Origin of the sequence: Pedobacter sp. R20-19 (genome assembly GCF_000708265.2) — a bacterium.
Taxonomy (GTDB): domain Bacteria; phylum Bacteroidota; class Bacteroidia; order Sphingobacteriales; family Sphingobacteriaceae; genus Pedobacter.
On sequence record NZ_JCKI01000009.1, the window covers coordinates 195451 to 220531 of the forward strand.

21 protein-coding genes and 1 other RNA gene are annotated in these 25081 nt (G+C 38.3%); 13 read left to right on the plus strand and 9 right to left on the minus strand.

Going from position 1 to position 25081, the window contains the following annotated elements:
- Positions 1-230: 230 nt before the first annotated feature.
- Positions 231-1139: an NAD(P)/FAD-dependent oxidoreductase gene (locus AN34_RS20015; RefSeq protein ID WP_029288604.1), complete on the plus strand. Its 909-nt coding sequence runs from the start codon at positions 231-233 to the stop codon at positions 1137-1139.
- Between the two features lie 23 nt (positions 1140-1162).
- Here AN34_RS20015 and AN34_RS20020 read toward each other — a convergent pair whose 3' ends face one another.
- Positions 1163-1447: a hypothetical protein gene (locus AN34_RS20020; RefSeq protein ID WP_157263361.1), complete on the minus strand. Its 285-nt coding sequence runs from the start codon at positions 1445-1447 to the stop codon at positions 1163-1165.
- Between the two features lie 55 nt (positions 1448-1502).
- The gene (locus AN34_RS20025; protein WP_029288608.1) at positions 1503-1685 is read right to left on the minus strand and encodes a hypothetical protein; all 183 of its coding nucleotides are present in this window, start codon (positions 1683-1685) and stop codon (positions 1503-1505) included.
- A 350-nt stretch (positions 1686-2035) separates the two neighbouring features.
- Between AN34_RS20025 and AN34_RS20030 the strand changes: the two genes are divergently transcribed.
- The 10 genes from AN34_RS20030 (at position 2036) to AN34_RS20075 (ending at position 15355) form a co-directional block, all read left to right on the plus strand.
- On the plus strand, positions 2036-2644 hold the full coding sequence (locus tag AN34_RS20030) for a GIN domain-containing protein (protein WP_029288611.1): 609 nt from the start codon (positions 2036-2038) through the stop codon (positions 2642-2644).
- A gap of 249 nt (positions 2645-2893) precedes the next feature.
- Positions 2894-3172, plus strand: a complete 279-nt coding sequence (locus AN34_RS20035; RefSeq protein ID WP_029288613.1) for a DUF427 domain-containing protein — start codon at positions 2894-2896, stop codon at positions 3170-3172.
- A gap of 233 nt (positions 3173-3405) precedes the next feature.
- A complete protein-coding gene (locus tag AN34_RS20040) occupies positions 3406-6672 on the plus strand; it encodes a TonB-dependent receptor (RefSeq protein ID WP_157263362.1) in 3267 nt (1088 codons plus the stop codon).
- A 4-nt stretch (positions 6673-6676) separates the two neighbouring features.
- A complete protein-coding gene (locus tag AN34_RS20045) occupies positions 6677-8134 on the plus strand; it encodes a RagB/SusD family nutrient uptake outer membrane protein (protein ID WP_029288618.1) in 1458 nt (485 codons plus the stop codon).
- 10 nt (positions 8135-8144) lie between these two features.
- Complete coding sequence (locus AN34_RS20050) at positions 8145-9203, plus strand: LamG domain-containing protein (RefSeq protein WP_197285567.1); 1059 nt, start codon at positions 8145-8147, stop codon at positions 9201-9203.
- A gap of 112 nt (positions 9204-9315) precedes the next feature.
- Positions 9316-9579 (plus strand): hypothetical protein, encoded by a 264-nt coding sequence (locus tag AN34_RS20055; RefSeq protein ID WP_029288622.1) that lies wholly within the window; start codon positions 9316-9318, stop codon positions 9577-9579.
- A gap of 221 nt (positions 9580-9800) precedes the next feature.
- Positions 9801-12659, plus strand: coding sequence for a DUF11 domain-containing protein (locus AN34_RS20060; protein WP_197285568.1), 2859 nt, complete (start codon positions 9801-9803; stop codon positions 12657-12659).
- Positions 12660-12679: 20 nt separating this feature from the next.
- Positions 12680-13372, plus strand: coding sequence for a hypothetical protein (locus AN34_RS20065; protein WP_029288626.1), 693 nt, complete (start codon positions 12680-12682; stop codon positions 13370-13372).
- A gap of 36 nt (positions 13373-13408) precedes the next feature.
- Positions 13409-14353, plus strand: a complete 945-nt coding sequence (locus tag AN34_RS20070; RefSeq protein WP_029288628.1) for a gliding motility-associated C-terminal domain-containing protein — start codon at positions 13409-13411, stop codon at positions 14351-14353.
- A gap of 21 nt (positions 14354-14374) precedes the next feature.
- Complete coding sequence (locus tag AN34_RS20075) at positions 14375-15355, plus strand: type IX secretion system membrane protein PorP/SprF (protein WP_029288630.1); 981 nt, start codon at positions 14375-14377, stop codon at positions 15353-15355.
- A 169-nt stretch (positions 15356-15524) separates the two neighbouring features.
- Here the strand turns inward: AN34_RS20075 and AN34_RS20080 are convergent, their stop codons facing one another.
- Positions 15525-16730 (minus strand): serine hydrolase, encoded by a 1206-nt coding sequence (locus tag AN34_RS20080; RefSeq protein WP_082468483.1) that lies wholly within the window; start codon positions 16728-16730, stop codon positions 15525-15527.
- A gap of 206 nt (positions 16731-16936) precedes the next feature.
- Here AN34_RS20080 and AN34_RS20085 point away from each other — a divergent pair, with 206 nt between their 5' ends.
- Both AN34_RS20085 and AN34_RS20090 read left to right on the plus strand, forming a co-directional pair.
- A complete protein-coding gene (locus tag AN34_RS20085; protein WP_197285569.1) occupies positions 16937-18007 on the plus strand; it encodes a sensor histidine kinase in 1071 nt (356 codons plus the stop codon).
- A gap of 17 nt (positions 18008-18024) precedes the next feature.
- Positions 18025-18729, plus strand: coding sequence for a LytTR family DNA-binding domain-containing protein (locus AN34_RS20090; RefSeq protein WP_029288636.1), 705 nt, complete (start codon positions 18025-18027; stop codon positions 18727-18729).
- 168 nt (positions 18730-18897) lie between these two features.
- On the opposite strand, the gene AN34_RS20095 is transcribed toward AN34_RS20090, so the two are convergent.
- The 6 genes from AN34_RS20095 to AN34_RS20120 form a co-directional block, all read right to left on the minus strand.
- Positions 18898-19998, minus strand: a complete 1101-nt coding sequence (locus AN34_RS20095) for a serine hydrolase (protein ID WP_029288638.1) — start codon at positions 19996-19998, stop codon at positions 18898-18900.
- A 142-nt stretch (positions 19999-20140) separates the two neighbouring features.
- A complete protein-coding gene (locus AN34_RS20100) occupies positions 20141-20815 on the minus strand; it encodes a hypothetical protein (protein ID WP_051666758.1) in 675 nt (224 codons plus the stop codon).
- A 414-nt stretch (positions 20816-21229) separates the two neighbouring features.
- Positions 21230-22099 (minus strand): AraC family transcriptional regulator, encoded by an 870-nt coding sequence (locus AN34_RS20110; protein WP_029288644.1) that lies wholly within the window; start codon positions 22097-22099, stop codon positions 21230-21232.
- Between the two features lie 725 nt (positions 22100-22824).
- Positions 22825-23190: a transfer-messenger RNA gene (gene ssrA, locus AN34_RS21485) on the minus strand.
- Positions 23191-23337: 147 nt separating this feature from the next.
- A complete protein-coding gene (locus tag AN34_RS20115; protein ID WP_029288646.1) occupies positions 23338-24537 on the minus strand; it encodes a pyridoxal phosphate-dependent aminotransferase in 1200 nt (399 codons plus the stop codon).
- Between the two features lie 62 nt (positions 24538-24599).
- The gene (locus AN34_RS20120) at positions 24600-24992 is read right to left on the minus strand and encodes a DUF1573 domain-containing protein (RefSeq protein ID WP_029288648.1); all 393 of its coding nucleotides are present in this window, start codon (positions 24990-24992) and stop codon (positions 24600-24602) included.
- Between the last annotated feature and the right edge of the window lie 89 nt (positions 24993-25081).

Here is a 25081-nt window from a genome sequence, read left to right on the forward strand (position 1 = left end):
AGCTTATTTTTGTAGATAAATATTGTCAATACAATTTATATCCTTATCAAATATCTTTTGATATTGCAACATTATTGCAATAATTCAATGCATCATTGTTGCGTTTATAAATCTATTTCTATATTTGAAGTGCAGATAGAAACGGGTAGGAGAGCAATTACATTTCAGGTACAAAAACCTGGGTGGGTAGCTTTACCATTTCATTAACCACATATATAGAACAGAATTTCATGGCAGATGTAAAGTATTTTGAAGTAATCATTATTGGCGGAAGTTATGCAGGACTTTCAGCTGCAATGGCATTAGGGCGATCATTAAGAAAAGTTTTAATTATTGATAGTGGCCTACCTTGTAACAGACAAACACCTTATTCGCATAACTTTATTACCCACGATGGGGAAAAACCAAGCGAAATTTCAGAAAAAGCAAAAGCCGAGGTGTTGAAATATCAAACGGTGTCTTTTTTGAAAGATATCGCCACTGGTGCTGAAAAAGTTGATGAAGGTTTTAAAATCATCACCCAATCAGGTAAAGCCTTTCAAGCAAAGAAATTAATTTTTGCAACAGGTATAAAAGATATCATGCCTGATATTAAAGGCTTCGCAGCATGTTGGGGAATTTCAGTAATTCATTGCCCATATTGTCATGGATATGAATTTAAGGATAAGGTTACCGGAATTTTAGCGAATGGTGCGAGGGGTTTTCATTTAGCATCTATGGTCAGTAATCTTACAGATCAGGTTACATTACTAACCAATGGCAAGCCAGATTTTAAGGAAGAGCAAACCTTAAAATTAAAGCAGCATGACATTCAAATAGTCGAAACGGCTGTTAAAACAATCGAGCATGAGGATGGATTTATTCGGCAGGTAATTTTTGCTGATGGAACTTCAAAACCTTTTGAAGCGCTTTATGCAGCTTTACCATTTACGCAGCACTCAAATCTACCCATATCATTGGGCTGTGAACTCACTGAACATGGCCACATAAAGGTTGGATCTTTTCAGGAAACCAATATCAATGGTATATATGCCTGTGGCGACAATACTAATATGATGCGCTCTGTTGCTCTGGCTGTTTCAACAGGTAGCGTGGCCGGGGCGGTAGTAAATGGCAAACTGGTAGAGGAAAATTTTTAAATAGAATGCTTTAATGATCTGATTTATATAGCTTTACTTTTAGTTGCTATTTTGGTTCTAATCTCATCTATGATTTCATTCTTTAAATCCAGATTATAGATTTGTGCTCTTAAGTTATCGTTCCAGTTGATTAGGGCATCTTCTGGGGTATCGCCATAGCCCGTTATTCCACTTTCAAGGTCAGGTCCTAAAACTGCAATATAATTACTTCCTTCCTGAAAAAGGAGCGGTTTAAATAAGGTAACATAGGTAGGCAGGCGAAAACGGCTGAAATCGAAATCTATCTTTTTCTCCTTATTAACAGTCATCTGCTTCATTGCGCCTTAAGATTTGCTCAGTAATGTTTAGATCAAATAGAGATACTTATTTTTCGTGCCTGGTATAAATGTTATGCTTCAGGTTATTTAGATTAGTATCCATCAGAATGTTTAGCTTTTTTGAAATTAACATCAGCTGGTTAAATTTAAAGATGTTGAGAAATTCCATCTGGATATTTCTATGGGTTTGGGCTGCCTGATCTGCAGTTTGAACTTGCTCATATTTCATGTGAAAGGCAATTAAGTCCAAATATAGCCTTAGTATGTTTACACTATATTAGGTTAGCTTAACCACATTGTTAAATGATTGCACCAATGTTGTGGTGCAAATTCATTAAGGATAGCAGTAGAATACTGAGCTGATTGAAAACTCCGCGTTACTTTACCAACTGCTTCATTCATATTTTATTTTTAAATGCCAAAAATTTTCAAGGTTACGTCCGGTTCGTCGTGAAATTTAAGGCGTTTGTCTGAATGTTCCCTGTACTGGTATAATATGCAGATTTTGCCTGCAACTTATCTGAAGTGATGGCGTCTTATTATCAAAAAAACAAAAGGAAAAAACTTAAACATAAAGACATGAAAACTTTAACAAAAACATTATTCGCAGCAGCATTAACAGCAGTAGTATTAACTTCATCAGCCATTTCTACTTTTGCAGCTGAACCAGTTGTATCCGAAACAAAAATTTCTAAATTATCAACCGTAAACCGCATCTGGGTAAGCGGAAATGTAAAAATTGTTTTAACACAAGGTGAAAAACAAAGTGTTGAGGGTACAGAAAATTACAATGCAGCTAAAACTTCTATTTCAACTGATGGTAAAACCTTATTTATCAATTCAGAAGAAAGTAATCAGGTAACCCTTAACATTACTTTGAAAGATTTAGAAAGAATTGAAGCTTACGGACAATCGGTGGTGGTTACCAGCAATAACTTTGATGTTAAAAACTTGCAGTTGTTTATCAATCAAAGTGCCACAGCCAGAATCAAAACCACTACAGCCAGTTTATATACAGTAGTAAAAGAAGATGCAGTTTTGAAATTAAATGGTACTGCAGGCCATAGCACTATGATTGCCAGCAATATGAAAAATGTAAAGCTAACTGATTTCGCCAGTCTAAAATCCGCTTCTTATGCTTCAGAGGCAATTATGCATGCAGAACAATCTGCAATGCTGTCTAAATAATATTAACTCATTTATAAACTTAAAGCGTCCGGATCATCAATGATGATCCGGACGCTTTAGTTTGTACCCTGATATAATCTGCCATTCTCATTGCCTAAATCAAAAGATATTCAATGTTATAGGTGTTTGCTAAATGAACTTTCTAAATAATTTTTCATTTAAAACAGGTGCCAAAGTCATTCATTCTGCTAAGCATTTTATTAAAACAAAATTTAAATACATCGGTTGATCTTATAAGATTTAAAAATTATGAAAGCGACCTGGAACAATCAAACCTTAGCAGAAAGCGATGAGACGATCATCATTGAAAACAATCATTATTTTCCTGCGTCTTCTTTAAAACAAGAATTTTTTCAAACGTCAAACAAACATACTGTTTGCCCTTGGAAAGGAGAAGCATCATACTATACCCTGATGGTTGATGGTCAAAAAAACGAAGATGCTGCCTGGTATTATCCAAACCCAAAGGATGCCGCTAAAGAGATTAAGGGGTATGTAGCGTTCTGGAAAGGGGTGAAGGTTGGATAAACCAATTAGTACATCCATCGTAATGATTCTTTCTCTTTGTAATTAAATTTGTAGTTAAAGTAAAGCTTTACAACCTGGAAAAAAATACCTGGTTGCTTTTCGTGTTATATTAATAATGGAAATTAAGTTTGGTTATTTCTGTATTTCGCGTTAAAAATAAATCTATCTTAAAACATTTATCCCTTCTGGATTGTATTGCAGGTAAGATTAAGATCATTAACCCGAAATTTTATATGAAGCTACTGTTACCAAGGTATTTCCTGTTTTTTGTCCTATCTGCTGCAGCCAGTACACAAGCCCAAACTGCTCCAGATTCATTGAAGCGGCGACCGGATTCCACGGCCAAAGCACCAATTCCGCCAGATCCGGTTCCAAAAGTACAACCCACATCACCTCTGCCTGTTAACGTTCCCCAAACTCCCAATCCTGTAAAAACTGCCGTTCCGGCTTCTGCAGGTCAAAATACACTAACTAAAACTTCACGGCCCAATATCTCTGATACCACTTCAAGAGTTTTGAAAGGTATGGTAAAAGACGAAAAAGGGGTTCCCATTCCTGGAGCTATCGTACAGATAATCGGGAAGCCCAATAAAGTTACCACTGATGCTGATGGCCGCTTTACGATTAATTTACCTGACCGTAATGCTACCATTCAGGTACTGTTTATTGGCTACGCCACCAGAACCATAAAGCCAGGCAACCAGATGGAATTATCAGTTTCTTTAGTTCCATCCAATCAGAAATTAGATGATGTGGTGATTACCGGTTATTCATCCCAGCAAAAGAAAGATCTTACCGGAGCTGTTTCTCAGATCAGGTCGACTGATATTGATAACATGCCTGTAGGCGGTGTAGATCAGGTATTGCAGGGAAAAGCGGCCGGCGTATCGGTTACACAAGGCACTGGCGCTCCTGGCGAAGGCATTGCGGTACGGATTCGTGGTGTAGGTACCATTAACAATAATAATCCGCTTTATGTGATAGATGGCGTACCGAGCACTTCAGGTATTAACCAGATTTCTCCAACAGATATTGAAAGCATCAGTATTTTAAAAGATGCTTCATCTGCTTCCATTTATGGCGCAAGGGCATCGAATGGGGTAGTAGTGATTACCACTAAAAAAGGGAAATCGGGTAAGTCTACGGTTAACCTTTCACAATATACGGGCGTTCAGGTTCATGGCGATTTAATTAAAATGGCCAATACTCCTCAATATGTTGCAGCCTTTAATGCTGCTGCCGCTGCAGATGGACGAACGCAAATTCCTGCTTCCCTGGCTGCAAGTTTGCCTGATGTAAACTGGCAGAAAGAAGTGCTTCAGCCAGCGCTCATTAATAACAGTAACCTTTCAGTAAGTGGTGGAAATGAAAACGGGAATTACCTGGTTGCCGCCAATTATTATAAACAGGATGGACTGATCAATAATAGTGCTTATGATCGGTTTAACCTGCGTACAGCGGTAAACAGTACTTTGTCTAAAATCTTTTCTACCGGATTAAACCTGAATCTTTCCTATGCGAAAACCAAGCAGGTAGGTGCCTCTGGCGATGGTTTTGGAAATGGAAATCAGGGTGCCAGTGTAATGCGTTATGCCCTCTTCCGCACACCAGCAACCCCTGTATTTAAGGCCAATGGCGATTATGTAGATCTTCCGGAAAATTCCAATTTCTTTGGCGATGGATTAAATCCCGTAGGTTATGCAGATAACTTCGACCGGAATAACAACGCCTACAGTGCGCTCGGGAATGTATTTGTAGAGGCTAAAATTATAGAAGGACTAAAATTCCGCACCACTTTGGGCGGAACATTGGTGATTACCGATTTTAAACAGTTCTTCAAAATCTGGGGAGACCGTGCGCAGAACTCGCCAGGTAGTTTGGCTCGTTCCAATGCGAACCAGCTGGATTATAACTGGACCAATACCTTAACCTATAACTTGAAGTTTGGCGAAAAGCATGGACTGAATATCCTTGCGGGAACAGAAAATATTAAAAGCCGTACCAATGGCCTTTCAGCTTCCAGATCAATTTTTCCAAACCAGTCTGAAGATTTTCAATACCTTGATAATGGAATAGGTGTACAACAAAATGGGGAAAATGAATCGCGGTGGGCACTTTTCTCGCTTTTTGGTCGTGCAGATTATCAGTATGCAGATAAATACCTGGCCAGCTTTACCGTACGCAGAGATGGATCTTCCAGGTTAAACCCGGCAAACCGCTATGGTAATTTCTATGCCGGATCAATAGGCTGGAGATTAGATCAGGAAGCATTTCTGAAAAATTTCAAGGCGCTTTCTATGTTGAAATTTAGGGCGAGTATCGGGCAAACCGGTAATCAGGAAATTAGTAACTATGCTTATACTTCACTTAATTCTTTTGTCGGTTTTTATCCCTTCGGCGGAACACCCGTAATAGGCAATTCGCTTACCTCAAGGGGAAATGCGAACATCACCTGGGAAACCAGTACGCAAACCAACTTCGGTTTAGATGCCGGGTTCTTTGATAATAAACTTCAATTCAGTGCAGATTATTTCATCAGAGATAACGCTGATATTCTTTTCGCTAACCCTTTGCCACCAAGTGCAGGCGGCGGTGGAAGTCCATACGTAAATGCAGGTAAAGTGCGTAATCAAGGACTTGAACTTCAAATCTCTTATCGTGATCAGATTTCTGAAAACTGGAGTTATGATGTATCCGGAAATATGGCTACCCTAAAAAACAAAGTGCTTTCGCTTGCCGGATCGCCAATTGTTGGGGGAAGAATTGATAATGAATATTATGCTACACTTACCGCTGTAGGGCAACCCATTGGCGCATTTTATCTGCTGCCAATGGAAGGGATTTTCCAGAATGACCTGGATATTTTTACACATGCTTATCAGGGTACAGGCATTCAGCCAGGTGATGTGATGTATAAAGATAGCAATGGCGATGGCATTATTGATGAAAAAGACCGTGAATTTGCCGGAAGTCCTATCCCCAAACTCACTTACGGCTTTACCGGGAACCTGAAGTTTAAGCAGTTCGACCTGAGTGTTTTCTTCCAGGGCGCATATGGCAATAAGCTGTATAACCAGGTAGCGACAGATATTGAAGGTTTTTATCGTGCCTTTAACATTACCGAAAGAGTGGCCACTGGCAGTTGGAACGGAGAGGGAAGTACCAATCAATTTCCCCGTCTAACCTGGAGTTCTGCTTCTTCTACCAATAATAAAAGACCATCAACCCGATTTCTGGAAGATGGTTCTTATTTAAGATTAAAAAATCTGCAAATCGGCTATAGTTTGAGTCCGAAAGTACTTTCTACTTTGAAAATAGCATCGATGCGTATCTATGTGAGCGGACAAAATCTGCTCACCTTTACAAAATATACAGGTCTTGATCCAGAGATTTACACCAGTAGCAACGGTCAGGGTGATGGCGTAAGGGCTGTTGGTATTGACTGGGGAACCTATCCTTCTGCAAGAGTTTACACGCTTGGTCTTAACCTTAACTTCTAATCCGATGAAAAAATTATATATACTTTCTTTTGCCTTTTGCCTGATTGCTGTAACAGGCTGTAAGAAATTTTTAGATCAGCCAGCACTCGGTTATTATTCAGATGCAGACCTGTTTAGCAATGAAGCTACAGCAAAAACTGCCGTTAACGCAGCTTATATCCCGCTTACGTTTACCGATGCCTCGAGCAATCCTGTTTGGGTTTTGGGCGATGTGGCTACTGATGATGTGATCATTGGTGGCAATGCAGGTGAGCAGGCAGACTATACTGCTATTGATTTGTATAATATTCTGCCGGGAAATGCCGCTGTGCAATCTCTATGGGCGAGGTATTATGATGGCATTAATCGTTGCAACGTAATTACAGACGGGCTTAGGGCTGATAATACCAATGTTACGGAAACAGCCAGAATACAATTGCTCTCACAGGCTAAATTTCTGAGGGCATACTATTATTTCATGCTGACTAATTTTTATGGAAATATTCCACTGCGTTTGAAAGTGATTACATTGGCAGATGCTGCACTGGCTGCTTCAACACAGGCACAGGTATACACCCAGATTGAAAAAGACCTGACGGAAGCTGCCGCTGGTTTGCCGCAAAAATGGGAATCCAATACGGATCAGGGGAGGGCAACCAAAGGAGCTGCATTGGCTTTATTGGCAAAGGCAGCTCTTTTTCAACAAAAATATGCCCAGGCCATTCAATACAGTGAGCAAGTAGAGGCTTTAGGTTATGCCTTAACTGAGCGCTTTGCAGATAATTTCAATGCATCTGCCAAAACCAATAGTGAGGCCATATTTTCGGTGTGGCATGTTCGCGGGGCACAACCTTCACAGGGAAATTCTTTGAATTACTGGTTTGCACCACGTGCTTTAAATGGTGCAGGTACTTTTTTTCCTACGCAAAGTCTGGTGAATAATTTTGAAGCGAATGATCCACGGCTCGATCTTACCATTGCCAGGGCAGGCAAACCTTATTATGATAGTACTTTTGATCCTTCATGGAGCAGCACAGGTTATCTCTCAAAAAAACACATTCAGCCTGTTAGTGAAGTACCCACCACCACTAAAAACGATGGCAATCTGAATTATGAAGCGTTGCGTTTTGCTGATTTGTTGCTCATTAAAGCAGAGGCTCTTAATGAATCTGGTCAATCTGCTTCAGCATTGGTACCATTAAATAAGGTGCGGGAAAGGGCGAGAAAAAATTATGATGGTACGCCTCCGGCTGGTCTGCTTGCTCCGGTATCGGTGGTTAATCAATCAGATTTGAGAGAAATAATCCGTAGGGAAAGACGCTCAGAACTTGCCTTGGAGTTTCAGCGTTTCTTTGATGTCATCCGTTATGGTCAGGCCTATGCCGATGCTGCAATGAAGCCCGGATCACCGAATTTTAATTATACAAATAACCGGTTTTTTCCAATTCCTCAAACGGAATTAAATGCTAACGGTAAACTATAACACTATTAAAATGAATATTAAAAATTATAAATCATCATTGAAATACCCGTTTTGCCTGTTACTGGCCCTCGTCATTTTTGTATCCTGTAAAGATGATGCTCATCTGCCAGATTATGCATCCAATAAATCAAGTCTCACGCAACTTACTGATTCTGTAAAGCAATTGTATACTCAAAGTGCAGAGGGGCATGATATTGGTCAGTACCCTAAACAAGCACGGGTACAGCTTAAATCTGCTCTGGATCTGGCCGGTGCAGTAAGCTCAGGAGCCTACACCCAGGAAGAAGTTAATAATGCTTTAGCCAATTTAAGGCGGTCGGCTACTGCTTTTGGTGCCAGAAAAATTGAAGAAGTTGCCGCATCAAATCTGGTTGCTAAATGGCTTTTTAATGGTAATGCAGCAGATGCTACTGGCAATGGCCATGATGGAACATTAATGACGGGAATTATCGGTACAGCTGATAATCACCGTGATGGTGGAGTTTTGCCAACGGCTACAACTGATCGCTTTGGACAGGCAGGCAATGCTTACGCTTTTGATCAGGGTGCATATATTGAGGTTCCTTATAGTGCAGCACTTAATCCGCAGATACTCAGTATCAGCCTCTGGATTAATGTTAAAGAAGCTTTTGCCGATAATTATCTACTGTCTTTGAATAAATGGAATGGTTTTAAATTTCAGCTTCAATCTGATAATTTTCTGTTTATGACACTGAAAACCCCGGCTGCAACTTATGATCGGGACAGTAATCCAGGAAAAATGGAGGTAGGCGCCTGGCACCATGCGGTGGTTACAGCAGGCAATGGCGCAATTACCTTTTATGTAGATGGTGTGCAAACACGATCTGAAAGTGCTGCGGGTACTGCTTCTACACTGACTAGTCCTGTAAATTTAGCAATCGGGCAAATTCTCCCTAAAGGAATATTAAGTTTTACAGATAAAACCAGTCCGTTTTATTTCTCCAGCGCCGCTTTTTTTAAAGGATCTATGGATGATATCAGGTACTACAATAAGGCTTTAAGCGCAGATGAAGTAACGAAAATCTATAATAATGAAAAGCCGGATTAGTCTGGTTTTGAAGGGTAGGGAAAGCTAGCTTCGTGAATACGGATATGTGGATAATGAATGCTTTGGAACAACTAGACTTAGTCCTTTTTAAACATACAGTTGTGGCAGAATCATGCTGATTAAAAAAAGAATATTTTTTTTTATAAAAAACTTAAAAAGAAAATTTGAATATAAATTTAAGATACAGAAAATATTTAAAAACCTCAATAAAAGACATTTAAAAAAAGACGAAATTCAAAAATCAGAAAAATTGAAATATTTTTTTGATGATTTGCGTATCAGTAGAAATACAGTCGGTTTTGTTTTGCTTAAAATTGGCTTTAAACCGCTTCCAGGTGCATTAAAATTAATATTGTTGGTATATTTTACTGCATAATTTTTATTTACATTCGCTCTTAAGATCCCCAAAAACCATACATTTTTCATTTACGTAAGTAGGTTGATACCGCTGAAAAGGTTATCGACCTGATTGTGTAAAATTGGTTAGAGTGTGTCACACATTTTTAATCAATTTCAGAACCATGTTAGGCGCATAATGGGCTTTCTAATGGTTTGTGTATGATTAAAGCTTTACTACTGTTTTTATTTAACTGTTTAATGGGATTTATATTGCTTGGTGCGGTAAATGTTACTGTTGTGCAATGTAAAACCAAAACAGATTTCAGCTTAAATCGTTTACCTGCTTTATCTCCTTCTGTAACCTTAGATAGTAGAAAAAATTTATCTCCACCCATTTATTCCCTACATTATATTGCCCCTGCACCCTGGCAATACTGGAGCAAGGCGAATGAGATTGTCATTGCATCAGAAAGTGGAACCGTTACAGGAACCATTTCTAAAAGTGATGGTACAGTATTATTTAATTTCACCTGCACGCAGGGAACTCCTTATGTACAGCGCTTTAACGGGTTACCCAAAGATGTGCCTGCATACCAACTGAATACCATAATTAACGCAGCAGGACTAATTGTAAAAGCTACGGGAACAATCTCGGTGAATTTGAGAAATGTAGCTTCTGATAATTTAGGAACCGATGGTAATGATGCAGATATTAAAGGGAATGCATCACTTTTTAGTTTTGGCGATGCAGCAATAGGAACATCTTTTCGGGTAGGTTATTATCGGGATGGGAATCTGGCAGGTTCTGCACACCCGCCGATCTATAGCATCATGGCTATCCAAAATAATACCATTGTTAAAATAGGAGGTGTAGCTAAGACTACATTAAATGCCGGACAAAGTTATTTGTTTAATGCACCTATCGGAACGTTAGTAGAATCTTCACAATCTACCGTAATGAATACTTCGGCAGATCTGGATGCTCCGGGAGGCTGTGGTGATGGTGCGTATAATCCTATTCCACCGATTGCTTCGTTAGGTAAAGAATATGTAGTGGTTAGGGGTGAAGGTAATATGAATGCTGAGCAAACTACAGTAATCGCAACTGAAGCAAATACCAGCATCACGGTTATAAATTTTGATCAAAATGGTATTCAGAAGGAGGTAACAACATACACTTTAGCCCAGGCGGGAGATAAGCAAACCTTTAACCATGGTTATCTGAATGCAGCATATGATCCAGCAAAAAATACCGGTAGATATTCTTCTACCTATATTTCTGCAACTAAAAACATTGGCGTTTTTTCGGGTACGGCAGGTGCTTCAGGTGGCCAAGGTTGTGAAGTAGATGTGGCTACATTAGTTCCGATATCAAGTTGTTCTGGATCTAAAAAGGTGGAAACCACCAAATTTACGGCTTATAATCAAACTAATAACCTGGAGTATTTTGGTTATGTTATTACCGGCAGCACAGATAAAATTTTTCTGACTACAAATGGCAATCCTCCTTACAATAATAGAGACATAGAAACTATAACCGGCATAGCTAAACGTAAAGCATTAGGCAATACTGGCTTATCTTTATTGAGCTTTACGCGTACTGATATTGGAGCGCCAGCTACAATTATAATTAATAGTGCAAGCAGATTAACAGTTTCGATGGTACAGCAAAGTAATGCCTTTTCGATGTCCAACTTTATTTCTCGTTTCCCTGAAAAAGCAGAACAACCTACCATTAGTCAGACAGATTGTACTACTGCAACACTAACTGTTAAAGCAAATGCAGGTCCGTATCAATGGTATCTGAATGGCGAACTTATTAATGGAGCGACCAGCAATACATATGTTGCCACATCATCTGGAAATTACAGTGTAACTACGCAGCTAGAATGTGGTATCAGCGCACCTTCTTTACCCATAAACATCTCACTTTGTAATATCGACCGTTCCATTACTAAAACGGTTAATGTAACCTACCCGGAGTTAAACAGCAATGTGGTATTTACACTTAAGGCTGAAAATCTGGGTAATGGCAATGCGAATGGGGTATCAGTTACTGATTTGCTGCCAAACGGGTTTACGTATGTTTCAAGTATAGCACCACAGGGTACAACTTATGATTCTGCATCAGGGGTATGGACGATAGGTGATTTGGCCAGTAATGCCAGTTTAAGTTTAACCATTACCGCAAAGGTGGTAAAAACAGGCCAGAATGTAAATAATGCTACCATTACAGGTACTCAACCTGACCAGGTAACCAATAATGATCAGAGTTCAGTTACAACCAATACAGGTTCCGGAGATAGGATAGTTTGTGTGGGTACAGTGATGGATGATATTATTTTTGACATCCCTGCAGGTACAACCAATGTCAGCGTTAGTGGCTTACCAGATGGCATAACCGGAACCTATAATAGTACAAGCAAAAAATTAACGATTAGCGGTACGCCCACTACAGAAGGGGCAGCAAGAATTTATACTGTAACCAGCAGCGCCGGAAATCAATTAACAATAACCGGCAATATTACAGTAAACGGAAAGGTGAGCACACCCATTTTTAATAGTGGATTAACCAGTAAACGCTGTATTGGTTCTGGCACAGATACTTATATCGCAACAGCAAGCAACGCTTCTGAAATAATATATTCGCTATTGCCTTTAACAGCTGGTGTTATTGATGCTGCCACTGGTCAGGTGACCTGGAATAATACATTTTCAGGTACTGCAACCATAACTGCTACCGCAAAGGGTTGCGAAGAAAAAAAAACAGATTTTATTATAGAGGTAAGTGCACTGCCAGGTTTAACGTTTGGTGCTGAACCCGAAATTTGCCAGGGCTTTACTACATCATTATTAAGTTATACTAACCCAATAAATAATCCCATAACTTATAGCATTACCTGGAATACAGCCGGCTTTGAGCCTGTTACCAGCCAACCTTTACCCACTGAAAGCATTCCTTTTAATATCCCTGTTAATGCTCCGGTAGGTGAGCATACAGGTATACTAATCTTAAAAAATGAAGCAGGTTGTAGTACGCAAATTAATTTTAACATTAAAATAAATCCAAAACCATCAGCGCCGCATGTGCTGGTACAAACAACATCACAATATTAACTAAAAAAAAATCAGTCCCCATGAAAAATTCTACTACAAAAACCATCCTCGCAGTTATTTTCGTAATCATCTGCACATTATCAAAAGTATCTGCACAGGTACTCCCAACCACCCCTGGGGTGAGCTTATTCTGTAATGGTTCAGACCTTACCCTACCTGCTGCACCAGCCGGAGAAGACTGGATTGTGAAGTACAGTGCAACTCAAACCACTACGCCTAATACAGGTGTTACTTTAGTTTCAGGAAATAAAATCGCAGCAGCTGATTTGAATACCGGCTATTATTATCTAAGTTCTAAATCAACTACAGCAGGTGCCTGTGAATCTGAACTACAGGAAATACCGGTGTATGTACTTAAACCTTTGGTAGTCGATTTTACACCTGCTAATTTTTGTTTAGAAAGCCCTTTGGCACAGGTAGGTTCAGTTACCAACCCAGACGCTACCAATATTCCAAATTTGGCCTACCAATGGTATATTGTTGATGGTACAAATGAAATGGCAATTTCCGGTGCAACATCAAAAGATTACACCCCTTCAGCGCCTGCTACTGTTGGAACAAAAAAACACAGGTTAAAAGTTGGTTATGTAATTGGTGGTAAAAACTATTGTGCGCAGGTTGCTGATCATGATATTACGGTTACGGCAAAACCAACAAAACCAACCATTACACCAGGAACCATTATAGGTACTGCCACTGCGGTTACTTTCTAGGGTAAAAGGTTAAATTTTCTCAAACATCAGGTTTAAATGAAGCGAAGGGTATTCTCCTTTCTGTCATTGGCTATGACGTTGTTTTTTATACAAACAGCGTTGGGTCAGACTGCTTCCGAAGGGCGGCAAACGATTGCGATCTCGCCAGGATCGTCAGTGGTTTTGCGTGCAAATTCGGAAGGGGCCGCTTCGTATATCTGGTACAAGGACAATGTATTGGTTAAAGGCCAAAATAAACAGACACTTATAACTGCAACCGAGGGAATTTATAGAGTAGCTACATGGAATGCACTTGGTTGCTTCTCTGATATTTCTGATGAAATGGAAGTAATTGTGCCACGTAGACCTGTTGCCGATGTAGCCATAACCAAGCGGTCAGAATCAAGAATTGTAGTGGTCGACCAGGTTTTTGATTATTATCTAAACGTAATCAACAACGGTGCTCATGATGCTACTCAACTGGAGATTAAAGATGCGCTTCCAAAAAACTTATTATTGGAACGCCTGGAGCAACCTACAGATGGTCTGGCTACCTTCGATCAATCTAAACAAACCATCACCTGGAATATTCCTTTACTGGCCAATGGAAAATTTGCCGAACTGGTAGTTAAAGTAAGATCTAAACAGCCAGGTATGGTGAGCAATACAGCAATGGTAACGGTTAAAGAATTTGATCCCAACCTGGCTAATAATACATCAACTGATCAAAAAGAGATTTCAGGGTTAAAAATACCAAATGTTTTTACGCCTAATGGGGACGGCAAGAATGACACTTTTTATATTCAGCTCCTGGAATCTTTTGAATCAAATGAAGTTACCATTATTAACCGTTGGGGAAGTACGGTTTACCAATCCAATCACTATCAAAATGATTGGACCGCCCCAGGACTGGCAGATGGAACTTATTTCTATATAGTTAAAGTGAAGAACGGAACATCAGCCTGGCAAGATTACAAAGGCTATGTAACCGTAATACGATAAATATGATAAAATAATACAAACATGAACATTTGGAGAGGGATATTTTTTGTTTTAATCATAATGACATCAACTGTTAAGCTTATGGCACAGCAGGATGCCCAGTTTGGACAATATGTATTTAATGGCATGTACATTAACCCTGCATATGCGGGTTATAAAGAAGAACTGTATCTACAGGCTTTTGCCCGTGCACAATGGACCGGTGTTCGAGGTGCACCACAAACACTTTCCATTTCAGCAGATGAGGCAATTAATGATGAAAGTTTAGGCATTGGCATGATCATCACCAAAGATAAAATAGGTGCACAAAGCAGCTTAAATGCATCTGCAAACTTTGCTTACCGGATAAAATTGGATCGTACGGAAACGAATATACTTGCCTTTGGTTTGGGCGTAGGCGTAATCCAATCATCTTTAAATGGTAATTTACTAGAAGCTATTGAAGAAGGTGATAATCGTATCGTTACGGGAGTGATCAGCCAAACTACGCCTGATGTAAGGGCTGGTGTTCATTATTCTAACGAAAAGTTTTTTATTGGCTTTTCTGCTAACAATCTTCTGGCGAAATCACTTTCGGTATTTAACGATTATAATGCGCTTAATATAAAAGTTCAACCACATTTCTACCTTACTGCAGGCATGGCACTTCCTCTAAATGAAGATTTTGTATTTAAACCCACTTTTTTAATTAAGGATGATTTACATGGCCCGACTTCTCTAGATTTAAATGCCTTTATGTTAATCAAAGAGCGTTTCTGGCTTGGCGCAGTTTACCGAACCTCAGTAAAACTTTACCCTAAAAACAACCTACAGAGCGGTTTGAATAGTAAGGCTGCGGCTGGTTTCATCAGTGAATTTTTTATCCGCTCTAACTTACGTATTGGTTATGGTTATGATTATAGCCTGAATAAGCTGAGTAATTACGATTATGGTTCGCATGAAATATCGGTTGGATATTATATCGAAACTAAAAAGAGCCGGAGACCGAAGTGTTACTTTTAAGCTTTGTGAAACCTATTAACAATCTTTTATCACTCAGGAAATTGGGAATGAATCTATCTCTGATATTTCTTGTATTGCGGTTGTACGCTTCATCGGATTTATTTTGATGAAGTGTTGGTTTTGTACGTAACAGTTTGTCGATCACTTTTCGTCGCTTAGAACTCCTGCGTTAATGACCAGCATTCCTGATCTTAACCCCATATTGATAAAGCTCATTGTAGATATCAAAGAATTTGGCCTCGTCATTTTCCAATAGCGAAGTGTTGAAAAACAGGATAACTGCAACTTCCTTGTTGAGATCAGAAAGCATGAAAGTCCTTACACCGAAGTCGGAGCCGTTGTGCCCGATCCTTTTTCCACCCATCTTGGTAGACCAGAAAATGCCGGAATTCAGTTTGGCTGGTTCTATATTTTCAGGTTTGTGCGCATCATCAAATTGAAACCGGAGCATCTCCTGCACCGTTTTGTCCCGGAGAACCTGTCTGTTTTGAAATTTGCCATTGTTAAGCAAGCAGATAAAGAAGTGGGACAGGTCATTCACCGATGTACGTACTCCACCATCGGGATAAGTAGTCATTCCGTAAAGCGGTATCCGTTTAATACTGCTATCCGCCTGTTTCTGATAAAGCCTGGCATGCTTTTTCAGATTGATCTCGGACAGCAACCAGCCTGTATCATCCATTTTCAATGGCTTGAATAAAAATTCACGGCTGTAGTCGTTCAGCTTTTTACCTGTCCGTACCTCAACGATATAGCCGGCCAGCGCTGTCCCGAGATTAGAATACTCACGAAACGTACCCGGCTTATGATCGAGGAAATTTTCTTTTGAATAATACTTGCCACTAGGTGTAAAATAGTTTTGCAGAAAATCGCCCAGTGCTTCCTGTGAATCTTTCCCGTTAACATACAAAGTGTCGGAGGTATAAAAAGAGAACCTGTCATTCAGGCCGGAGGTATGGGTAGCCAGGTTACGTAAGGTGATCTTCTCTTTCGGAAAAAATGGGTTATGGATCTTAAAGGGCAGATAGGTATTGATATCTTCATCAAGGGAAAGTTTTCCTTGCTCCACAGCTTTCATCATGCAGGCCCCTGTGATTGTTTTCGAAACCGATGCGATGTTCATAATTGTGGATGTGGTAAAAGGTATTTTGTTTTCCCGGTTAGAATACCCATACCCATTAGACCAAACCAGTTGCTTATCAATAATAATGGCCGCACCGAGGCCTACCAGTTGGGCGTCGCTCATTCTTTTCAATATAACACTATCAATTGAAATTTTTGATGTTGTATGGGTTTGATCCGTGCGCTGACCATAGGTTTGCGTACCGATAAAAATGTATATAAACAAGGCTATTGTATTTAAAGGTGCTCTCATTTTGAATGATTTTAAAAAACTTCGTTGAAAATCGAACAAATTTTTCTGCCTTAAACTTGGCCCTGCCATAAAGGTTCGAAGTGATTACAGATACCGGATTAAAATGGTTTTTTCTGTTTCGTCTTCGATTTCGGGCTTTCCAGGAAGGATGTCAAAGGTTTTGTCGTCTTTTATGAGGATAACCTTTCCATAGCTTATATTTGATCATGCCATTAATTGAAAGAATAGTTAAGTTTAGTTTGACTCACCGTTTTCAAACTCACGTGATCTTTTGGCTGATAGTTGCAATGCTTTTTATGAACAGGTACGATATCGAGGAATACAAACAATTAGACAGCATTATATACCGTCAAATTTATTATATATCGGTTACCATGCTGGCCTCTTATTTTTTGGCCTACCTGATTATTTCAAAATTGATGCGGTCAAAGAACTATTTAGAGGTAATCCTTTATTTTGTTGTGGGTTCTTACGTTATCTCTGCTTGCTCTCGTATCGTTGTTATTTACCTTTTGGAACCGCTCATCAGAACGCAACCTTTCGGGCAGGAATCACTCGGGGAAATTCTTACTGACCTGCCCAAATTATTGACCCATTACTTCGCCCTGTCATTTTCTGCTGCCTGGGTATTCGCTTTCGTAAAACTGATTCGCGACCAGTATGTCACTCAGCAGCGTTCTCTTACCCTAGAGAAGGAAAAGGCAGAAACGGAGCTTAAAGCTTTACGAAACCAGCTTAACCCGCATTTTTTATTCAATACGCTGAACAATATTTACTCCTTATCGCTCATGAACTCTCCGGTCACATCAGGCTCTATAGCAGGTCTGTCGGAGATACTGGATTATGTGCTTTACAGGTGTAATACATCTTATGTTCCGCTTTCCGGCGAAATAAAGCTGATCGAAAATTATCTGATTCTGGAAAAGCTTAGATATGACGATCGCCTAAGAATAAGCTTTGATCACGATACCGAAAAAGAGATCGGCATTGCGCCGCTGATCTTATTATCTTTAGTGGAAAATGCGTTTAAACATGGTGCAAGCGTTGATGCCGGTAGTCCTTTTATCGCTATTGACCTCCGTTTGAAACATAACCGCCTTACATTCAAAGTCATTAATAGTTTTGTGGGAGAAGAAGAAACAGCTGGCAACGGAATTGGCTTAAGCAACGTCACACGCCAGCTTGAACTGATCTATCCATCGAGATATAATCTCGATATAAAGAGAATAATTAACATATATGAGGTAGAATTAGAAATTGATTTAGAAGAAGTTTAACAAATTAGCTTGGCTTTATGAAAATAAAATGTCTTTTAGTGGATGACGAACCACTTGCCATTAAACTGATCCAAAACCATATCGCTCAACTAGATGCGTTTGAGGTTTTGGCTACCTGCTCGACTGCGGTAAAAGCAATGGAGATCTTAAGAACTGTTCAGATAGACCTGATGTTCCTGGACATTAAAATGCCTCAGATAACAGGCATCGATTTTTTAAAGAGTTTAAAAGATCCGCCTGCTGTCATAATTACCACTGCGTACCGAGAATTTGCTGTAGATGGCTATGATCTTGATATCATTGATTATCTTCTTAAACCCATTACATTCGAGCGGTTTTTCAAAGCTATTGACCGGTATTTACGGTCCGTTAAACCCGATAACTCTGTCGCCTTAATAGAATCACAAAAGAATTATCTTTTTCTAAAATCCGGGTTGAGAAATCACAGGTTGAATACAGATGATATTCTATATATAGAAAGCCTTAAGGATAATATAGTTGTCGTTTTCGATAATAGCTCTATCACTATAAAATACAAGATCAGCGATTTAGAACCGGATATCGCGACATTACCACTGCTCCGGATTCATCGTTCATTTATTATCAACATGAATAAGATAGCTTCTTTTACCTCAAATGATATTATAATTGGCGGAAAAAGCATTTCCATAGGACCTAATTATAAAGAATATGTAATGAGGAAAATTACAGTATTAAGATGAAAAACACTGACTTAGTAATGATTTTTGTCTTAATGCCTTCCATGATTTTATCTGGATGACTTTTGATATTCTACTCCCTGAATAACGCACCTTTTTTTTAAACTATTCGCTTTTCAGTAAAGATCGTAGTCATATGAATCTAATCAATCGAAGTTCAATTTTTTAAGATTAATTATACAATGTCATTCTTACTTTTTGTAAAAACGAATTTATTTTTGAATTCGAATGATTTTGCAGGATTATTATAGTTTTGTCATTGTCCAAATGCCTTTCTATATAAGTTAAATACCCTGGCCAACCTCCGGTATGATAAACGATTTTGCCATATTTTTTCGAATTCCCTATGAACCACCCAAATCCATAATTAGTCTCTTTTCCATCCTTTGTTTTTACAGAATTAAATATGAGTTCTTTATCTTTTGAATCTATCAATTTATCGGTATAAAGCGCTCTATCCCATTTTAACAGATCCTCTGTTGTAGAGTTTACTGTTCCGTCACCCACAATTCCATCTAGATAATAAGTGTAAAATTCTTTTCCAAAACTATTAGGCAGCACTTTGTAGCCTAAGCTATCTGTAACATAACCCAAAGCATAATTCTCTATTTTTTTTGGTTCAAATCTACTTCTATAGATAAACGTATTTTTCATTTTTAATGGTTGAAAGATGTTTTCACTCAAAAATTGACCAAATGTCTTATCTGATACTTTTTCTATTATCAACCCTAATAGAGTATAACCTGTATCGCTGTACTGGTATTTTTCGCCGGGTTGAAAAATAACTTTTGGTCTGTATATAGCAAAGACATTTACAATATCCTGATTAATAGCGATTTTTGTTTTATCCCACTTTTCTTCAAAAAAATCTATATAATCAGGAAGCCCGCCCGTGTGATTAAGTAAATTTCTTATGCTGATGTCTCCGTAGAAAGCTAGTTCGGGAATGTATTTTGATATTTTGTCGTCATAGTCCAGTTTTCCTTGTTTTTCTAACAAAACAATTCCCATAGCAGTAAATTGTTTGGAAACCGATGCCAACTCAAATATGGTTTGGCTATTAAGTTTTCGCTTGGTTTTCTCATCAGCAAGGCCATAACTTTTTTCAAATATGATTTTCCCTTTGTCTGCAATCAGCACATTTCCATTGAATATTTTTTGCTTAAAAAGAGAATCAACTAAACTGTCAAGTCGCTTATATTGCACTGATTGACCAAATGTGAGATTAAATAATAAGAGTCCAATTGTAATCAGTAAAAATGTTCTTTTCATAGCTTGTTCTTTAGAATTGTCTGTAATGGGTCAGTTATTGCCGAAGTGCGGGATTGATGTCTTGTCATCTTTAAGCCTTAGATCTGACGAAGGAAAGAAGTAGGAGACAAAACGAAATATTTGATATTAAAATCTCGTACAACTATTTTCTATGGTTTATTTTAATTGTTTTAAAATCTCCGCCGCTGCTATCTGCTGTAAAAAGCCCTATTTTTCCTGAAGTACGATTATTGAGTTTTTCAACTATCAGTGAAGCTTGGGATCCATGATTAATATACGCTTTAATAGTGCTGTTGTCAACCACAAGTTTCATCGTAAACCAATCATTGGGATCGGGCGGATCGATGATCTCTTTCTCAAAGACCGCATTTCTTTCCTTTCTCAATTTTTCCCAGGTAAAATTGGGGTGCGAAATGTATTGTACCGCGTGAATTCGCCTGATAGGATCGGATGAAAAAAAATTGAAGGGACGACAATAGACAGCATCATAGGTGGTATCATTGTCACCGTGAAAGGCTATCCCAATGAAACTCCTTTGAAAAACGTCCTTTCCACGCATTTGAATTTCAATCGTACCGTTTTTAAAGTCCTTAAAAGGTAGCCATACGATACCTTCCTTTTTACTTTCCGATACCCTTAGGTAAGCACCAGTGTCACTCGAAATGATCTTGATGTCTCTGTTTACTGTCTTAAGCTTTGCTCTTTTGTACATATCAGCAAGTTCAATGTTTCCCCCCGTTTGCCCAAACAGTGAGCAGGGTAACCACATCAAAATGAACATGTAAATAAATTTGGTTTGTATCAAAATATATTTCATTTTTTAAAAAGACCTGTTTTTTAGGCCTGAACCTATCGAACCTTCTGCTAATTGAAAGTAATTGCGTTTACTCTGATCCTTTTCGATGGTCACAGTTCCGGTAGTATGTATGTTTTTCATTTTCAAAAAATCTGATAGATACCTTCTGAAAGAATGATCGTTGTTTCTTCCTGCTTTTTGTTTTGGTTGACGCGCCTGGCTGCCTCAGCCAGCGTCTTTAACGGCTCGGCCTTGAATCCGGAGTTGGTATTGTTACCCGCCTGGGGATTTAGATATATTTGTTCTGCCTTTAGCCGAAGTAGATTTAAAACGACGAATAAAAGGCAAAGTATAGTATATTTTATCATATTCCATTTTTTTGTAAAATTGAGAATATTGAAACACTGAAAAAAGGTCATTTTATGTTTAAAATGGTCATTTATATTTTTTCCGATACTGATGAGGCGTTATTTGGGTGAATTTTTTGAAGAAACGGTTGAAATTAGATTGATCTGAGAACCCAAATTGGTAGCAAATCTCTTTGGAGGATTTGTTTTGACGCAGTTGTTTCTTTATTTCTGAAATTAACTTATAATGAATCATTTGCTGCGCTGATAATCCGCTGAATTGCCTGCAAATTTTATTAAGAAATCCTGAGCTGATGTTAAGCATTTTACTATAGGCTTCAACAGTCTGGTCTTGTATAAATTTCTTTTCCAGTAAAGACCGGAATCTATAGAAGTCGGGATGAATATACGTATCCCGCTGAGCTTTGTAAACATCTGCATAATAACGATTGAGGACAATAAGAAGCTGATACAAGATCGCTCTGATCAAATGATCGCTATCATTCTGGATCTGTTCAAACTCGTGCTCAATTTCCTGTAAGAGTTCCAGACATTTCCCGAATGATCTTTCAGCTATATGCATTTCGGCAGGATGTAGATACTGATGAAAGTATTGAAGCCGGTATAGAAATAGTTCATCCGAAAAAAACTGATGTAGAAAATCTTTGTCAAAGAATAGGGTGTAACCTTTTACCTTCTCCTCAATTTCCCATCGGCGAATTTGCCCGGGGCTGATGAAAATGATTGCTCGTGGGGCTATCGACATTTTGTTTTCATCCAACGTAAACGCTCCCGATCCATCCTGGATAAAAATGATCTCGTAAAAACTAACTTGATGTAATGTGCTGTCTAATACATAATTTTTCAACTTTTCAATATGCCCGATATCCAATAGCAATTCTAAACCGTATTTATAAGGTAGAAAATGATATGTTCTAACTGGTCGGATTGATCTCATTTTTTTATAATCTATAGCAGTTCAAATTGTACTGATAAAAATACGAATTCTCATGTTCTCTATATTTGCAGACTCGAACAAATTTAATCAACTCTAACTTACTACAAAGTTCCATGGAAACAATTCTTACATGTAGGTTTATTATTTGCATTAGGAAGTTATACGCTAGGAGGCGGAAAGTTTGATGATGTCTGTGAAGATGGGATATTATTGGCAGAGGAAATATCTTTACTTGATTTTTGCGACACTCAGTTACTGGTTTTATCCCGCCTGCGAAACTGTTCTAAAAACTTTTAGACAAGACATCGTTTACAAGAGCTATAATTATGATATACATTGTGTCGCAATACCTAAATATTTAATTAGATATAATGAATAGTTCCAGTAATCTGATTTTGTGGTTTAGAAGGTCGTAATCCCTTAACAATTTGTTTAAATCAATATAGGGGCATTGATCTAAAAGTGAGAAGATTCAAGCAAAGTCTAATTCTCCCAACACAAAAAAGAAAATCTACAGAAAAATCCAGCTTGAAACAGAAGCAGAAAAAGAATAAGCTTTGAATAATTTAATAGGGTTCGAACCCCAACAAAACTGCATATTAAAGCACCAAATTAATTTGGTTTTTGGGTTGAAATCAAACTTATTAAAAAAATATAGACAAACTAAAATATTGATTATAAATATTTTGAAAAAATAAAGGGATTGGTGTTCGACCAATCCCTTCAAGTGGAGCCGAAGGGAGTCGAACCCTTGTCCAGTTGTGAGATAAATTATACCTTCTACATGCTTATTTTTCAATTAATTTTCGAATGATAAACGGGCTGAAAACCGACCTTGTCTATCACCTTAGATACTTGATCTCACTTTAAGTCGCATCTCCTTAAAGCCAGCTTTGTTGTTTCGATGCCCCGGTTTCTAACCCAACAATGCAACAGTTAGAGGGGCAAAAGCTATCTAATTCTAAATTAGGCAGCTAAGGCGTAAGTGTTTTCGCCAACTAAAATGTGATCGTTCACTTTAAGTGCTCTCCGAACAACGCACTGCATGCTAACATAACCTTCGCCACCCTGTCAAATCCAAGAACGGCCCCAGTTTTTATGTCTCAAATCTCAAATCTCAAATCGAAACTGAATCACAAATGTACAAAAAAAATGCCAAATATAGCTGTAAACTCATATCTGGCATTTATTCTAAAAGCGGTGTCAGGAATAATTAACTGCAAATTAAAAACTGCAAGTTAGATTGTTCTTCCTGGATATTGTTTTAAAGCAATTTCTAAACAGTCCATTGCAGTATTCAAATCTGTGGTGTTCAGTACATAAGCCATACGCACTTCTTGTTTTCCAGATCCCTTTGTTGAATAGAATCCCGTAGCCGGTGCCATCATCACCGTTTGGTTCTCATGTGTAAATTCTTCTAATATCCATTGGCAAAATTGATCCGCATCATCAATTGGGAATTTTGCAACCACATAAAAAGCGCCTCCCGGATTAGGACAAAAAACGCCTTCAATCTGATTCAACCGACCTACTAAAGTATCCCGGCGTAAGGTATATTCTTGATTTACCTTTTCGAAATAACTATCTGGCGTATCTACAGCAGCTGCACCAGCTATTTGTTCAACCATACCCGGACTTAACCTGGCTTGGGCAAATTTTAATCCGGAAGCAATAACTGCTTTGTTTTTGGTGATTAAACAACCTAAGCGTGCACCACAAGCACTGTAACGCTTAGAAACAGTATCCATAATCACTACATTTTCCTCCAATCCATCTAAATGCATAGGTGAAATAAATTCCCTTCCGTCGTAACAAAATTCGCGGTAAGCCTCGTCAGAAAATAAAAACAAATCATATTTTTTGCAAAGTGTTTTTAATGCTTCTAATTCTTCTCTTGAATAGAGATAGCCCGTAGGGTTATTTGGATTACAAATAATAATAGCCTTCGTTTTTTCGGTGATCAGTTTTTCGAACTCGGCAATAGGAGGTAAGGCAAATCCATTTTCAATAACAGATAAGATAGGTTTCACCACCACATTACTCATGCAGGCAAAACCATTGTAATTGGCATAAAAAGGCTCTGGAATAATGATTTCATCACCTTCATTCACACAAGTTTGCATGGCAATTGTAATTGCTTCTGAGCCTCCAACAGTTACTAAAATGTCTTCTGGTGTGATGTTATAACCTAATTTATTATAATATTCTGCAAGTTTTAAGCGGTAGGCAAGCGTTCCTTCGGATGGTGTATAGGCCCAAACATTAAAATCAATATTCTTTATGGCATTGAGCATCCCTTCAGGTGTTTCAATATCTGGCTGACCGATATTTAAGTGGTAAACTTTTTTACCATCTTTTTTTGCTTGATCAGCATATGGCGTTAACTTTCTGATTGGCGAAGCTGGCATTTGCTCACCCTTTAGTGAAATCTTTGGCATGGCACAAAAATAAAAAAGTCCCGATGATTATCGGGACTTTGCAAATATTATTTCTAGAAAAATTATTTTGAACTTGCTGCAACTGTTTCACCTTTAATGTAAAGAACTTTTACAGGTGTTTTTGCATTTGAAGTTAAAGTTACTGCTTTAGAAAATGCAGATGGACCTGCAGCTGCATTAAAGGTTACTGAAATTACACCAGTTTCACCTTTTTTAATTGGTGTAGAAGTGTATTTTGGAACAGTACAACCACAACTGGCTTCTGCCTTGGTAATAATTAATGGTTCTTCACCAACATTGGTGTATTTGAAATCATATGTAACTGGCTTACCCATCGGAATTTTACCGAAATCGTGAGTTTCTGATTCAAACTTAAAGTCTGCAGGTTTTGACTGCGCATTGGCAATCACGCCGAAACCCAAAACGAAGGCGAATAATACTAAGATTTTTTTCATGTTATGTGAGAAATTATTTTTTTTAAAAATGCTTAAAACAAATTTAACAATTATGTATCAAAACAAAAACTATTCCAATTATATTTTCT